This is a genomic window from Ruegeria sp. YKSD163, assembly GCF_059612905.1.
On record NZ_JBXWRM010000008.1, the window covers coordinates 1 to 14,792 of the forward strand.

12 protein-coding genes are annotated in these 14,792 nt (G+C 63.2%); 6 read left to right on the plus strand and 6 right to left on the minus strand.

Annotated features, from left to right (window positions below; translation table 11 throughout):
• The 4 genes from AC2FNA_RS11925 to cuyA all read right to left on the minus strand — a co-directional run.
• Positions 1-3,540 (minus strand): VWA domain-containing protein (locus AC2FNA_RS11925; protein WP_496826780.1); only part of this gene is annotated, 3,540 nt, incomplete at its 3' end.
• A gap of 85 nt (positions 3,541-3,625) precedes the next feature.
• Positions 3,626-4,471, minus strand: a complete 846-nt coding sequence (locus AC2FNA_RS11930; protein ID WP_496826782.1) for a hypothetical protein — start codon at positions 4,469-4,471, stop codon at positions 3,626-3,628.
• Positions 4,472-4,851: 380 nt separating this feature from the next.
• Positions 4,852-5,838, minus strand: a complete 987-nt coding sequence (locus AC2FNA_RS11935; RefSeq protein WP_496826783.1) for a YeiH family protein — start codon at positions 5,836-5,838, stop codon at positions 4,852-4,854.
• Positions 5,839-5,878: 40 nt separating this feature from the next.
• Complete coding sequence (cuyA, locus tag AC2FNA_RS11940) at positions 5,879-6,898, minus strand: D-cysteate sulfo-lyase (protein ID WP_011241939.1); 1,020 nt, start codon at positions 6,896-6,898, stop codon at positions 5,879-5,881.
• 111 nt (positions 6,899-7,009) lie between these two features.
• Here cuyA and AC2FNA_RS11945 point away from each other — a divergent pair, with 111 nt between their 5' ends.
• Positions 7,010-7,897: a LysR family transcriptional regulator gene (locus AC2FNA_RS11945; protein ID WP_496826786.1), complete on the plus strand. Its 888-nt coding sequence runs from the start codon at positions 7,010-7,012 to the stop codon at positions 7,895-7,897.
• Here AC2FNA_RS11945 and AC2FNA_RS11950 read toward each other — a convergent pair.
• Positions 7,892-8,776 carry a LysR family transcriptional regulator gene (locus AC2FNA_RS11950; RefSeq protein WP_496826788.1) on the minus strand — a complete coding sequence of 295 codons (885 nt, stop codon included), beginning with the start codon at positions 8,774-8,776 and terminating at the stop codon, positions 7,892-7,894. The genes AC2FNA_RS11945 and AC2FNA_RS11950 overlap by 6 nt on opposite strands.
• Positions 8,777-8,993: 217 nt before the next feature.
• Between AC2FNA_RS11950 and dctP the strand changes: the two genes are divergently transcribed.
• The 5 genes from dctP to AC2FNA_RS11975 all read left to right on the plus strand — a co-directional run bounded on the left by dctP (position 8,994) and on the right by AC2FNA_RS11975 (position 13,642).
• Complete coding sequence (gene dctP, locus AC2FNA_RS11955; RefSeq protein ID WP_496826790.1) at positions 8,994-9,989, plus strand: TRAP transporter substrate-binding protein DctP; 996 nt, start codon at positions 8,994-8,996, stop codon at positions 9,987-9,989.
• A gap of 74 nt (positions 9,990-10,063) precedes the next feature.
• Positions 10,064-10,573: a TRAP transporter small permease gene (locus AC2FNA_RS11960; protein WP_496826792.1), complete on the plus strand. Its 510-nt coding sequence runs from the start codon at positions 10,064-10,066 to the stop codon at positions 10,571-10,573.
• Positions 10,573-11,874: a TRAP transporter large permease gene (locus AC2FNA_RS11965; protein WP_496826794.1), complete on the plus strand. Its 1,302-nt coding sequence runs from the start codon at positions 10,573-10,575 to the stop codon at positions 11,872-11,874. Before AC2FNA_RS11960 ends, AC2FNA_RS11965 begins: the two co-directional genes overlap by 1 nt.
• The gene (locus tag AC2FNA_RS11970; RefSeq protein WP_496826796.1) at positions 11,874-12,632 is read left to right on the plus strand and encodes an alpha/beta fold hydrolase; all 759 of its coding nucleotides are present in this window, start codon (positions 11,874-11,876) and stop codon (positions 12,630-12,632) included. Before AC2FNA_RS11965 ends, AC2FNA_RS11970 begins: the two co-directional genes overlap by 1 nt.
• Before the next feature lie 65 nt (positions 12,633-12,697).
• Positions 12,698-13,642: a carbohydrate kinase family protein gene (locus tag AC2FNA_RS11975; RefSeq protein ID WP_496827125.1), complete on the plus strand. Its 945-nt coding sequence runs from the start codon at positions 12,698-12,700 to the stop codon at positions 13,640-13,642.
• Between the two features lie 30 nt (positions 13,643-13,672).
• Here the strand turns inward: AC2FNA_RS11975 and AC2FNA_RS11980 are convergent, their stop codons facing one another.
• Entirely contained in the window at positions 13,673-14,785 is a 1,113-nt protein-coding gene (locus tag AC2FNA_RS11980; protein WP_496826798.1) for an S-(hydroxymethyl)glutathione dehydrogenase/class III alcohol dehydrogenase, read from the minus strand.
• Positions 14,786-14,792: the final 7 nt, after the last annotated feature.

Consider the following 14,792-nt stretch of genomic DNA (forward strand, 5'->3'; position numbering starts at 1 on the left):
CTCGATATTGGCGAACTGGATCCGCTCGGCTCCATCATGGCTGACAGCTGTTCCCGCACCCATGTCGATGGTCAGGCGGTAGTCCATGTTGGTCCGGCCCGGAGTGTCGGGTAGGTTGAAGAAGCTCAACATGTCATTGCCGGGACCGCCATCGACCGTATCCGAACCGCCACCGGGAGAGATCCAGTCAGCGCCATCCAGACCGTTGATGATCTCGGTCGCCGTGGTGCCATCCACCGACTCGCCCGCATTGGTACCGTTGATGGTACTGGGGATGGTTCCGGCCAGCGCCGCCGCCTGAGTCAGGGTCAGGGTACCGTCATTGAACTGGACGAATTCGATATCCGATCCCAGGAAATCGACCCCCTGGCTCGAAGTCAGCTGAACACCTCCGGTCACGTTCTGGCCCGACACGAATTGCTGTGACACGTTCAGGATTGCGGTGTCGTTGCCATCGCCCCCCGTCATCGAGTCGTCGCCCAGACCGCCGATCAGCGTATCGTCGCCTCCGCCGCCTTCGAGCGTGTCATTGTCGGCGCCACCATCCAGCAGGTTCGTGTCGGTTGTCGACACCGGTGGCACGGTGACTCCGGTCGCCGAGATGTTCAGCGTTGCCACCTGCGTCGACGAGATCGTTCCTCCGCCAAAGCGCTGCAAGGAGATGATATAGGTGCCATCTGCCACGAACGTGTGCTGGATGAAGGAATCACGCCCGCTGGTCGAACCGCCAGCCCCATTTGATGTGCTGCTGTCATCATTCGACGTGATCTGAGTGCCGTTATTGTCGTACAGCGCCAAAACGGTGTCATAATCCGCGCCATCGATATCGAAAGTCCAGACCTGACCGGCTTCTGCGGTAAAGCGGAACGCTTCCTGCGTTTCATCCGAACCGGTGATTTCCAGAGTCTGGTGCGGAACCGTGGTCGGATCGGCGACATTGTCAAACGATTCCAGCGACCAGTTCTCGGGCAGGGTCATCGGGTTGGACACCGGGTTGTTGACCGTATTGTCGACCACCGTGGGTGCGATCGTCTGCGTGACACGAAGAAGGTCGTCGCCGGGTCCGCCCAGCAAGGTGTCCTGACCTTCGCCGCTGTTCAGCACGTCGTTGTCCAGGCCACCGTCAAGCTCGTCATCGCCGTCGAGGCCCAGAATGGTGTCGTTGCCGTAGCTGCCGCGCAGCGTATCATTGCCAGGCGTACCGATCAGGGTCTGGTCGCGCAGCGCCTGCAATTCGGTGAGGTTGAAAGTCCGGTCGGTAAAGCGCACGAATTCGACATTGCGCAGCGTCACGACACCCTGTCCGGTGTCGATCCGTAGCGCATCGTCCGGCCCGTCGACCGAGGCGCTTGTACTGACAATGCTGAACACAGCGGTATCGGTTCCGTCACCACCGTCCAGGGTGTCGTTGCCGCCCCCACCGGACATCTGGTCAGCCCCTTCGCCACCGTTCACGGCATCGTTTCCAAGGCCGCCATCCAGGGTGTCGTTGCCACCGTTACCATTGACGGTATCGTTGCCCTCGCGCCCCCAGAGACGGTTGCCATTGGCGTCACCATCCATGCTGTCATCGCCGCGGCCACCAAAGGTATTGACGGTCGTCAACGTGCCCAGATCCGAAACCGCCATGGTCCGATCCAGGAAACGCACGAATTCGACATTGCTGATGACCACATCGCCATCCGGGCTCTGGATGGTGATCGGATCAGAGGACCCGATGATGTTCACGTCACTGCTGTTGGCATTGACGACAACGGTATCGGTGTCCGCACCACCGTCGACAGTGTCATAACCGGCGTTGCCGCGCAGGCTGTCATCGCCGGCGCCGCCGTTGAGGACGTCGTCACCGGGACCGCCGGACAAGGTGTCGTTGCCGCCCTCGCCCGAGATCGTGTCATTGCCAGCCAAACCTCCGATCGAGTTGGCATTGTCGTCACCGGTCAGACTGTCGTTGCCTTCCGTGCCCGACGAGGCGTTGATGGCAGCGATCACGTTCTGGGCCGCCTGCGAGGGGTCGCTGGTGCTGGCGTTGAACACCTGTCCGTTGGTCTGGTCGGCAAGCGATTCAAGATCCGAGTTGGCCGTCGAGCTGTTCCCGATCACCACTGGCAAAACCTGCAACGGCACCGGGCCATAGGGATCCGAGAAGGGGGTGTCGGTGTAGTCGACGAAATTTGTGCCCTGTACCTGCTCGATCGCGGTCTGCAAAGGCACCGCATTGCCGACCGGCGGCGGCGGAACCGCGATATCTGCCGCAAGCGCCTTGCTCACCACTTCGGCACGCAGTTGCGGGTCGTCGGCATCCTCGTCGGTGAACACAATGATCTTGTTGGATTTGTTACGGGTATCCCAGGTGCCGGCATTGCCGTTGATGGCATGCAAAAGCGCCGTGTTTAGGTTCTCGGTCATGCCCGAGGTCGAGGTCGACAGGTTGTTCAGCGCCGCCAGTGCCGCTGCCTTGCGGTCGGCCACGCTGTCTTGCTTGGTGAACGACAGGTTGGTGACCGTGTTGCTGTCCCAATAGGTCACGATCGCCAGAGTACTCGCGACCGGTTTCTCGGTCGTCCCGAAAAGGGCATTAGCAATCTCGATGGCCGCAGCCTTTGCCGCCGCGATGTCATTGGACATCGAGCCGGTCTTGTCGATCACGATCACCACGTTCTGACCCGGACAGGCGAATTCGCCGGTGGTCAGGTTCATCTCACCATCGGCGAACCGGGCATATTCCACATCTTTCAGCGTGTCGGTTCCATCCGGGCTGTTGGCCCGGTTGTCCGCAACCGTGATGGTACCATTCGCGTTCGAGGTGATCGTATAATCGCTGCAATTGCCGCTGAAGACAGCCCGGTCGGTCCCGGTACCACCATTCACAGAGTCGTTGCCGCCGCCCCCTTCGAGAACGTCATTGCCGCCATTCCCGTAAAGGTAGTCGGTGCCATCCCCCGACTTGAAGTAGTTGCTGCCGTTACCGCGGCCCCAAAGCAGATCGTTGGTGGCCGGGTTGTTGCCCGACGTGTCCTCGTTGCCCGAACGGGCAAGAGCCAGGTCGATGGCCGCCCCGCCGGTATACTCGGTACCCGGAATGATCGCTGTGTCGGAATCGACGCCCTCATACGACAGCCGGTTCGGTTTGGACAACTCATCGTTGATGTCCTTTTCAAAAACCAGCGTCGGGCCCTTGGCGCTGTCCGTGCTGGTCGTGCCCCGAGGAGAATCCCCAATCCCCTGAAGCGCGTGAACCAGTTCGTGCCGCAGCACATGTTCGATCTCGACCGCAACACCTTTGCCGTTGGCATCAAAATAGGCCAGGTCGGAAACCGCCGCGAAATCCAGCTCGACCCGACCGGTTCCTCTAAAGGCCCGAGCCTCGCCGGCCACGAACTTGATATCGAGCGGCAGGGCTGCGGTGACCTTGTCCAGCAGGGTCTTGCCGGTGGCCGAATTCGCATACATGTCACGCAGCGCATTCTCCAGAATGGTCTGCTGTGCAGCCGAATAGCCTGTAAATGTCGTGTGCGACAAAACTGTTTCAATGGTCATGATCGTTCCCCCAATTGTTCAATGTTCCGGGCGGCGCGGCCTCTCTATCCGCCACCGACAACAAAATCTCCGCAACCCCTCGCGCTCACTCATCAACCTCGTGCAATGCTGCGTGCCACCAAGTATCGACAGCACCGGCCTCGTCGTCGAGCAACGGCAGGCCGTGTCGCAGGAGCGCGACATACAGCGCCTTGTAGAACGCGGCGCTATTGCCGCGTTCCGTCTCGATCCATTTCGCCACGGTCATGTCGAATGGAACGAAGAAATTCTGTGGGGCGGTGCGAAACGCCCAAGCCAGCGGCCCCGCAAGCGATCCGGGCACGCAATCCTCTTTGGCGGTCCAGCTTTCGGAAGGCTGTCCGGCGGAGACATGCGATACATAGGATTCCGTCGCACCCGCCAGGCAGGCAAAGGACATGCTGCGCCAGCCTGGTCCGGTTGCATAGGCCTCGGGTGCTGCGCCCTGCGACCGCAAGGCGCCATCGGCGATCAAACGCAGGTCGGACGCGAACAGGGTCAGTGACAACCGCCCCGATCCGGTCTTTGACAAAGCCAGCCATGGCGAAACCAGCCGTGCCCCCACCGGAGGCCAGGACACCGGTCCGGCGGTAGAGTCCGTAAAGGCTGGGGCCGTCATCACGGTCAGATCAACAGGCACGCCAACACGACCCGCTGCCGCCATCGCGGCAACAAGCAAATCAATATGCTGCCGCGCCAGTCGAAGCGCATCCTCGTCGGTTTCGGGCCGCTTGCTGACGCTGTTCAGGATATCCCCTGAAATTGCAGAAACAGTCATCTTCCAACCGTCACCTTCATTACAGCCCCCCTTCGCAACGAGTTCAGACCCAAGAAAACCGAGCACCGTAACAAGGCAGAAGAGCAGGCGCCAGCCAACCGGACCCTTCGTTTCGCATGTCACGTCAATGTGCATGCAACCCACCAATCACCCTGTGACACACGTGGTTCGGCCCCCGTTCGACCTTCCTATCAAACTACTGTGCACGTTTTGACGCATTCGTTACTCGAAAACCTATTCCATTTTTAATATAGATTGAAAGCGCGATATTTGACGCAGATCAATTCCGAAATTTTCTCCGATAGCCGGGGAGCAATGAAAACTGGCCGCGTTCGTTTTTTGCCGCCAATGAAAACCCTTACGCTCTTCAAGTTCGTGAAACGACATCGTGGCGTCGAGTCTAAAAGAATCGCACGCACATTTCAAATCATGGATCATAGTACGGCACCGCGCCGTGCTGCCCACCGGAAACAGCATGAAAACCGAGGCCCGCGTTCGATAGGATCGGGGGCGGTTCAGAATCCGCTGAGCAACACGAAACCGATAGCGATGGCCAGCAGGAAAAGAGTTTCGACCACCAGAATGACGCCGTAGCTCGGCTTGACATGGGCAATGGTCGCAAGGCTTGTCTTTACCCCCAGGGCCGAGATGGCGATCACAAGGCACCAGCGCGACAGGGTTCCGATGGCGTCGATCACAACTTGCGGGATCACGCCGGAATTGGCCAAGACCGCCAGTGCGATGAACATCACCAGGAACCAGGGCAGGGTGACCCGCTGGCTTTGCGCGCCGCGAAAGCTGAACATCACGACCAGCATCACCACCGGCAGCAGCGCAACCCGTACCATCTTGACGAATGTGGCGATGACGCCCGCCTCGTCGCTGATGGAATAGCCCGCGCCCACCACCTGCGCCACGTCATGGATGGTGGCCCCGATCAGGAACCCCGATTGCAGATCGGACATGCCCAGGCTGGCAAACAGGATCGGATAGGCGATCATCGCGATGGTCGACAGCGCGGTCACCCCGATCACCACGAACAGCGTGTCCTGCTCGCGATCGGCCCGCGCGGGCAGGACAGAGGCAATGGCCAGCGCCGCCGACGCCCCGCAGATTGCCACCGACCCGCCCGCCAGCAGGCCAAAGGCCATGCGGCGCCCAAAAAGATAGGACAGCGTGGCGCCACAGGCGAGCGTGGCGAGCACAAAGCCCCCCACCGCGCCCACGGCGCCATAACCGATGCTTTCCACATCGCCAATGCTCAGCCGCAGACCCAGCAGCCCGACCCCGAACCGCAACAGCGTCTTGGCCGAGAAATCGAGGCCGGGGGCAAAGGCGGCATCGCGATGCAGAAAGTGAAAGGCCATGCCGATCAGCAGCGCGAACAGCATGGCCGGCGCCCCGTAATGCTCGGACAGAAAGGTAGCGGCGGCCGCCACAACGCAGACCAGAAGAATGCCACCAAAGTGGGTGTCCCAACGGGACTTGAGCGCCGATACCATCGGTTATGTCCTTGGCAGGAAAGGGGGGGTAGGGGTGGCCTTAGGCCACCCAGCGTCCCGAATAGTCGAACGCGTTGTCATAACCGAACAGCGCCACCGCGCCGCCGGTATGCAGGAACACAACCCGCTCGCCCTTCTTGAAATGCCCCTTGCGGATCAGGTCGATGAAGCCCGCGGCGCCCTTGGCCGAATAGACCGGGTCGAGCAGGATCGCCTCAAGCTCGGCAAACATGCGGATCGCCTCCAGCCCGCTTTCGGTGGGAATGCCATAGCCTTCGCCGACATAGTCGGTATTGGCGACCACGTCCTCGCGCGCGACGACACCGGGGCAACCCAGCTTCTCGGCGGTGGCGCAGGCCAGATTATAGACATTCTCTTCCTGCTTGGGCTTGGGTGCCCGCACACCGATACCCAACAGCGGGATCTGTGCGTTCATCGCCTGAAGCCCGGTGATCAGCCCGGCCTGAGTGCCCGCGCTGCCGGTGGCGTGCACGATATGATCCACCTTCAGCCCGCGCTCGTTGAACTGGTTCAACATCTCGAAGGCGCAGTTCACATATCCCAGCGCGCCGGTCGGGTTCGAGCCGCCGCCGGGGATGGTATAGACCTTGCGCCCGTCGGCGCGGAACTTCTCGGCCACCTTTTCCATCTCGGCATTCATGTCCAGCCCGCTGCCGGGACGCTTTTCGGTGGTGGCTCCATGCAGATGGTCGAGCAGCACGTTGCCGTTGTTGTTGTAGTTGGCGTTGTTCGAGCCGGTCCGGTCCTCGAGCAGGATATGGCAATCCATGCCCAGCTTGGCGGCGAATGCGGCGGTCTGGCGGGCATGATTTGACTGGGTCGCGCCCTGCGTCATCACCATGTCGGCGCCCTGCAACTCGGCCTCGGCCATCAGGAATTCCAGCTTGCGGGTCTTGTTGCCGCCGGTGGACAGGCCGGTGCAGTCGTCGCGCTTGATCCAGATCTCGGGCCCGCCCAGTTCGGCGGTCAGCCGGTCCAGCCGTTCCAGCGGCGTCGGCAGATGGGCGATGAAGCGGCGGGGATAGCGGGCAAGATGCATGGTCTGAGCTCCTGAATTGGGTTTAGGGCAACTTACCCTCGAATTTCCGGGCAATCTAATGCAAACTGCGCGGGATAACATGCATGATCGGCATATTAGCGAGGCAGGGCGATGCAACTGGACTGGATCGACGATATCCTTGCGGTGATCGACACCGGGTCTCTGGCGGCGGCGGCAGAGCGGCGGCTGTTGACCCAGCCCGCATTTACCCGCCGGGTGCGCGGGATCGAAGAGCGGATCGGCGCGGCGCTGTTCGACCGCAGCCGCAAGCCGGTGGCGGTGCTGCCCGGCGTGCTGGCGCTCGAGCCCGAGCTGCGCGAGCTCAGCGGACGGTTGCGACGCTTGCAGCAGGATCTGAGGGTCTCGGCCGAGGATGCCAGGCGCGGGGTCACCCTGGTCTGTCAACATGCGATCACCACCACCATCTCGCCCCGGATCGTGCGGGATCTGACGGCGTCTCAGGATATCTCGGTCCGGGTGCGCTCGGGCAACCGGGATGAATGCCTGATGCTGCTGTTGTCGGGCGAGGCCGATTTCGCGGTCGCCTACGAGGTGCCGGGCGAGCGCGACCCGATGCTGCCGCAGGCCTTTGACCGGGCCGAACTGGAAACAGACCTGTTGGTGCCCGTGCACGCGCCAGGGCTTGAGACGGCAGAGGCCCGCACCGCGATGCCGGTGATCGGCTATCCGCCGGATGTGTTCCTGGGGCAGGTTTTCGACCGCTTTGTTGCGCCGCGCCTGCCGTCTGGCTTCACCTACGAGATCCGTGCAGAGACCGCGCTGACGCTTGCGGCCTGCGAATACGCGCTCGGGGGCATCGGAGTGGCCTGGCTGCCGCTGACACTGGTGGCACCACATCTGGCGGCAGGGCGGCTCTGCCGGGCCGAGGGCCTGCCGGAACAGCCGCTGACAGTCACCCTGATGCGATTATCGGGCGGCAGCCCACGCCGGAGCGACCAAAGCTGGCAAATGCTCAGCCGCCAGCCCGGCCCGTCATAGGGCGTTCCATACTTTCTGGCCGGTCTCGTCCAGCCGGTCGCGCGAACAGAACAGCGACAGGGTCAGCGGTGCCTGCCAGTCCGGACCGCCGATGATAGTGACCCGTCCGGCGGCCAGTTCCTCAGCAATCACGCTTTCGGGCAGCCAGGCCATGCCGCTGCCCGACAGCACCCGCCGCTTGATTGCCTCGGTCAGTGCATCCATGTAGCGGATCGCCAGCGGCGGGGTGCGATTGCCGATGGTCTGGTCGACCACGGTGCCCAGAAAGCTGCTCGGATCATAGCTGAGATAAGGGATCATCTGGCGCCCGTCTCCGTCCAAATCCCAGCCCCCCGCCTGAGCAGCCCCAGTCTCGGCCACCGGATACATCAGCTCGACCCCGATATCCTTGCGCGCGAACTGTTTCTCCTCGAACATCGGCTGCACGTCCTGATGCCGATAATAGAGCAGGAAATCACAGGTGCCGTCCGACAGCAGCTGACAACAGGTGCGCAGGTTATCCGAATAGACCCGCACCCGCAGGTTGGGGATCAGGTCCTCGAACTCGGCGATGCGCCGGGTCAGGTAGTTGACCGAAATCGTGTGCAGCACCGCAAAGCGCTGGAACGCGGTCACCCCCTGTTCCTGTGCGCGCAGCACCTGCCGAATATCGGTAAGGCTGGCGATAGCTTCCTGCGCCACCGGCAGGAATTGCTGACCCGCCTCGGTCAGTTGCACCGGGTAGGTCGAGCGTTTGATCAGCGGGGTACCCAACCAGTTTTCCAGCGACTTGATACGACGACTAAAGGCGGATTGGGTGATGTTGCGCTCTTCCGACGCACGGGTGAAATTCAGCGTCCTCGCCAGGCAGGTGAAATCACGAAGCCAGTTGATGTCCATCTTTGCGCCCTCGTTTTCACCATAATTACCTGATTTTGCTTATTTATGCAACATTCGCATAGTTTAATGATGTATTTGAGTTGGCCATAACGCCCGACCCGTGCCTAGCCTTTTCATTAGCATCCGACCGTCACCCGCTGGGGGCGCGGAGCACATATGCGGGGCAGACGGCGCCAAGAACCGAACCATCCCCGCCCATCCAACCGGGAGACTCTGAATGAACCTGAACCTGAAAACCGCAACGGCAAGCGTACTGGCTTTGGCCTGTGGTCTGGCGGCGGGCACGGCCTCGGCCGAAACCACGCTGCGTCTGAGCACCTATGTGAACGAAGCCGATATCCGTTACGCGGGTTTTACCCATTTCGCCGATCTGGTCGCCGAAAAGACCGGCGGCTCGGTCAAGGTCGAGGTGTTCCCCTCGGCCACGCTGCACGGCTGGTCCGAGGGCGTCGATTCCGTCCAGGGCGGCGTGTCCGATATCAGCTGGATCAACGCCGACAACCGGCTACCCTGCTATGCGGTGACCTCGCTTTATCCCGCCGAGGTGAGCCTGGAGGACCAGACCGGGCTGGACGCCGCCTATGCCGCGCTGATCCGCGACGAGGCTGCCAATGCCGGGTTGGTGCCGCTCTTTAACTCCAACTACTCCTACGACCAGGAATGGTGGTTCGAAGAGCCGGTTGCCGATATCGGCAATCTGGACGGCAAGCTGGTGCGCTCGATCGGGCCGCTGGTATCGATGATGATCGAGACCTGGGGTGGCGAGCCGGTCTTTGTGGCGCCTAAGGAAGTGTTCCAATCCGCCGAGCGCGGCGTGGTCGATGGCATCAACATGGGCGTGGCCACCTATTCCTCTTGGAAGCTGTGGACCGTGATGCCCTATATGGTCAACGCCAACCTGTTCTATGGCAACATCCAGTACATGATGAACAAGGCCAAGTTCGACGCGCTGAGCGCGGATGAACAGGCAGCGCTCACCGCAGCGGCGGCCGAGACCGAAGCCTGGCTTCAGCCGCGCTACGAGGCCTGGGTAGACCAGCAGGTCGGCAATGCCGTCATGCAAGGCGGCGGGGCTGCCGTATCCATCTCGGACGACCAGCGCGCCAGCCTGATTGCCAGCGTCAAACCCAAATGGGACGAGACTGTGAACAATGCCTGCGGCAACGAGCTTGCCGACAGCATCCGCTCGCTGCTGGCCAGCCACGCACCCTGATCGGCGGAAAATACCTGTGGCCCCGCACGACCGGGGCCACAGTTGCCGCTTATTCAAAACCTGAGAGGTCTGTCATGAATGACGGAATCGACCGCCTGATCCGGGGTGTCGAGCGCGGCGTCGTATGGCTCGCCGGGCTGGGGGCCGTCATCGTTCTGGTCCAGATGGTCTGGATCACCTACGGCGTGTTTGTCCGCTATGGTCTGGGCAAGCCCGACCGGATGGTGACCGAGGCCACCGCGCTGCTCCTGTTTCCCGTGGCCTTTGCCGGGCTCGCCTTTGCCCTGCGCGAAGATGCCTTTCCCAAGGTGACCATGCTGACCGACCAGCTGCGCCCGGGGGCGCGGCGGTTCTTCGACATTCTCAATCACCTGCTGATGCTGGGGGTAGGGGGGTTCTTTGCCTATGCCGGTGTCAGCGCCACGATCCGGTCGTTCAACTCGGGCGTGGCCTCCGAGATCCTGCACTGGCCCCGCTACATGTTCTGGGCACCGGGCGCGGTCGCGCTGGTCCTATTCACCCTCTACACCGCATTGCGCCTGATCCGCCTGATCACGCGCCCGGCCCCGACTGGAGACCTCTAATGGAATGGTATGTTGTCGGCCTGGGACTGCTGGGCCTGTTGATGCTCTTCATCTCCATCGGGTTGCCGATCCCCTTTGCACTGGCCGCCGCGTCGCTGCCGTTTCTCTGGCAGATCCAGGGCTGGAAAACCTCGATCGTGTCTTCGGAGTTGAAGCTCTGGGGCGTCTGGATCGACTATATCCTACTAGCGGTCCCGCTGTTCGTGTTCCTGGGTGAGCTGATAGGCAAATCGAATATCGGGCCAAACCTCTATCAATTCCTGCATCAGGGCGTGCGGCTGCGTGGCTCTGCCGCCTATGGTTCGATCGGGGCCAGCGCCGGGTTCGGCGCGGTCTGCGGCTCGTCCATGGTGGGGGCGCTGACCATCGGTGGCGTGGCCCTGCCCGAGATGCTGCGGCTGGGCTATGGCAAGCGTCTTTCGTCGGGCGTGCTGGCCGCCGGCGGCACCTTGTCGGTGCTGATCCCGCCCAGTCTCATCCTGCTGTTCTATGGCATCGTCACCGATCAGAGCATCGGCGACCTGTTCATCGCCGGTGTGATCCCCGGCATCATCCTGGTGTCTAGCTTTGTCGTCGTGGTGCTGATCTGGGGCATGCTGCGCCCCGAGGATATCCCCGGCAGCGAGGATGCGGCCAAGATGCCGATGCGGATGATCCTGGCCACAGTCGGCCCGGTCGTGCTGATCGGTCTGGTGATCACGGTTGCCATCTATGCCGGTATCGCCACGCCCACCGAGGCCGCCGCCGTCGCAGCCTCGCTGACGGTTCTGCTGGCCTTCTGGGTCGGCGGGCTGACCTGGCAGGGGTTCAAGGAGGCGATCTTTTCCACCATGCGGACCATGGGCTATCTGGGTCTGCTCTTGTCGGCGGGGGTGCTGTTCGGTTTCGTGCTGACCTACTACCGGGTCCCGCAGCAATTTACCGAGCTGTTTTTGTCCTTCGACCTGTCGCCCTATACGGTCCTGGCCATCGTGCTGGTGTTCTACATCATCCTGGGCATGTTCCTGGAACCGGTGTCGATGACCTTCATCACCCTGCCGACGATCTATCCGCTGATGAGTGCTGCTGGCTTTGACCTGATCTGGTTCGGCGTGGTCTACACCATCACCATGGAAATCGCGGTGCTGACACCGCCGGTTGGGCTGAACCTCTACGTGATCCAGGCGATCAGCCGCGATCAGGTCACCATCGGTGACGTGATCATGGGCTGCCTGCCCTTCATCGGGGCGATGATCCTGCTGATCGCGGTGCTGATCGTGGCGCCCGACGTGGCGCTCTGGCTGCCGGAGCAGATGCGCTGATGCCGGGCCTGCCATATCTGCGTGAGGGGTCGGGGCCGGTTCTGGTCTTTGTCCATGGCTATCTGGGCGGTGCCGCGCAATGGGAACAGGAAATCGCCCGGTTCAAGGACGCGTTCGACGTGATCGCGCCCAACCTGCCGGGCTTCGGCGCCGCCGCCGACCGCCCGGGATGCGCCAGCATCGAGGAGATGGCGGCGGCGGTACTGGGTCTGCTCGACGAGCTGGGCATCGCCGAGTTCCTGCTGGTCGGCCATTCCATGGGCGGCATGATCGCCCAGCAGATGGCAGCCGACCGGCCCGATGCGGTCAAGCGGCTGGTGCTTTACGGCACCGGGCCGCTGGGGCTGATGCCCGACCGGTTCGAGCCGATCGACACCTCGCGCGAACGGCTGCTGGCGGATGGGGTCGAATGCACCATCCGGCGGATCGGGGCCACCTGGTTCCGGGCGGGTGCGGCGGCGACGGGCTATCCGCTGCTGGTCGAGATCGGCGCCCGGGCCAACCCGCAGGCGGCGATGGCCGGATTGGGCGCGATGGCCGCCTGGGACGGGCGCGCGGCGCTGCCCCGGCTGAGCATGCCGACCCTGGTCCTGTGGGGCGATTGCGACAAATCCTACCGCTGGCCGCAGATCCACACGCTCTGGTCCAACATTCCCGATGCGCGCCTGTCGGTGGTGCCCGGCGCCTCGCATGCGGTGCATCTGGAGAAACCGGGCTTCTTCCACGCGATCCTGGCCGATTTCCTGACCGAACCCTGACAGCTCTGGCAAATCCTGCCCGTTTGCGCTGAGATGCCCGCGTATCGGACCAAACGGGGGTGGCGATGATCCTGTGCTGCGGCGAAGCGCTGATCGACATGATTCAGGCCCCCACCACCGGTGGGGCGCGCGGCTTCCTGCCTCAACCGGGGGGCGGGGCGCTCAACACCGCGATTGCGCTGGGGCGGCTGGGACAGCGGGTCGGGCTGGTCACCGCGCTGTCACGCGACATGTTCGGCCAGCAGCTGGCCGAGGCGCTGACCGCCAGCCATGTGGACCTGTCGGGCGCGGCGCGGGTGGAGCGGCCGACGACGCTTGCCTTTGTCCGGCTGCGCGACGGCCAGCCCGAATATGCCTTTTACGATGAAAACAGCGCCGGGCGGATGCTGGGCGCCGCCGAGCTTCCCCCGTTGCCGGAGGCAGCCAAGACCTTGTGTTTCGGAGGCATCAGCCTTTCCTGCGAACCCGGCGCCGACGCCTATGCCGATCTGCTGAGCCGCCACGGGGCAGGGCGGGTGGTGCTGATCGACCCCAATATCCGGCCCGCCCTTGTCGAAGACGAGGCGCGTTATCGCGCGCGGCTTACCGCGATGATGGCGCGGGCCGATATCCTGCGCCTGTCGGACGAGGATCTGGGTTGGCTTTACCCCGAGGCGCCCGATCTACGAACCGGGGCGCGGGCCCTGCTGGCTCTGGGTCCGGCGCTGGTGGTGGTGACGCGCGGCGCGGCGGGCGCGGAGGGCTACCTGCCGGACGGCACCGAAATCTCTGTGCCCGCCCTGCGGGTCACCGTGAGCGACACCGTCGGCGCAGGGGACACGTTCATTGCCGGGCTGCTGGCCTCGTTGTCGGATCAGGGCCTGCTGACACCGGCCTCGCTGGCGCGGCTCAACCCGGAACAGCTGACGGCCGCATTGAACCATGGGGCGCGGGTAGCGGCGATCGCCGTGTCGCGCGCCGGGTCGAACCCGCCCTGGGCGCATGAGCTGGCCATGCCGCACCCCTCGTGACCGGCGCCCTTTTTGGGCGCCGGTATGGGTTCAGTAGACGACGACGGAGCGGATGCTTTCGCCGGCATGCATCAGGTCGAAGCCCTTGTTGATCTCGTCGAGGCTCAGCGTGTGGGTGATCATCGGGTCGATCTCGATCTTGCCGTCCATGTACCAGTCGACGATCTTGGGCACGTCCGTCCGGCCCTTGGCGCCGCCGAATGCGGTGCCCTTCCACACCCGGCCGGTGACCAGCTGGAACGGCCGGGTCGAGATCTCGGCCCCCGCCGGCGCCACGCCGATGATGATGCTCTCGCCCCAGCCCTTGTGCGCGCATTCCAGCGCGGTGCGCATCACGCCCACATTGCCGGTCGCATCGAACGAGTAATCGGCGCCGCCCCTGGTCAGCTCGACCAGATGGGCCACCATGTCGCCCTCGACCTCGGCCGGGTTGACGAAATCGGTCATGCCAAAGCGCGTCGCCATCGCCACCTTGTCGGGGTTCAGGTCGACGCCCACGATCTGGTCGGCGCCCGCCAGGCGCAGCCCCTGGATCACGTTCAGACCGATGCCGCCCAGGCCGAACACCACCGCGCGGCAGCCGATCTCGGCCTTGGCGGTGTTGATCACCGCGCCGATGCCGGTGGTGACGCCGCAGCCGATATAGCAGATCTTGTCGAACGGCGCGTCGGGCCGCACCTTGGCCAGCGCGATCTCGGGCAGGACGGTGTGGTTGGAAAAGGTCGAGCAGCCCATGTAATGCAGGATCGGCGTGCCATCGAGCATGGAAAACCGGGTGGTGCCGTCGGGCATCAGGCCCTTGCCTTGGGTGGTGCGAATGGCCTGGCACAGGTTGGTCTTGCCGCTCAGGCAGTATTCGCACTGGCGGCATTCGGGGGTGTAGAGCGGGATCACGTGGTCGCCGGGTTTGAGCGAGGTGACGCCTTCGCCCACTTCCAGCACCACGCCCGCGCCCTCGTGGCCCAGGATGGCCGGGAACAGCCCCTCGGGATCGGCGCCCGAGAGGGTGAATTCGTCGGTGTGACAGATGCCGGTGGCCTTGATCTCGACCAGAACCTCACCGGCCTTCGGCCCTTCGAGGTTCACCTCCATCACTTCCAGGGGCTTGCCCGCCTCAATCGCTACCGCCGCGCGCGTCCGCATCTCGTCT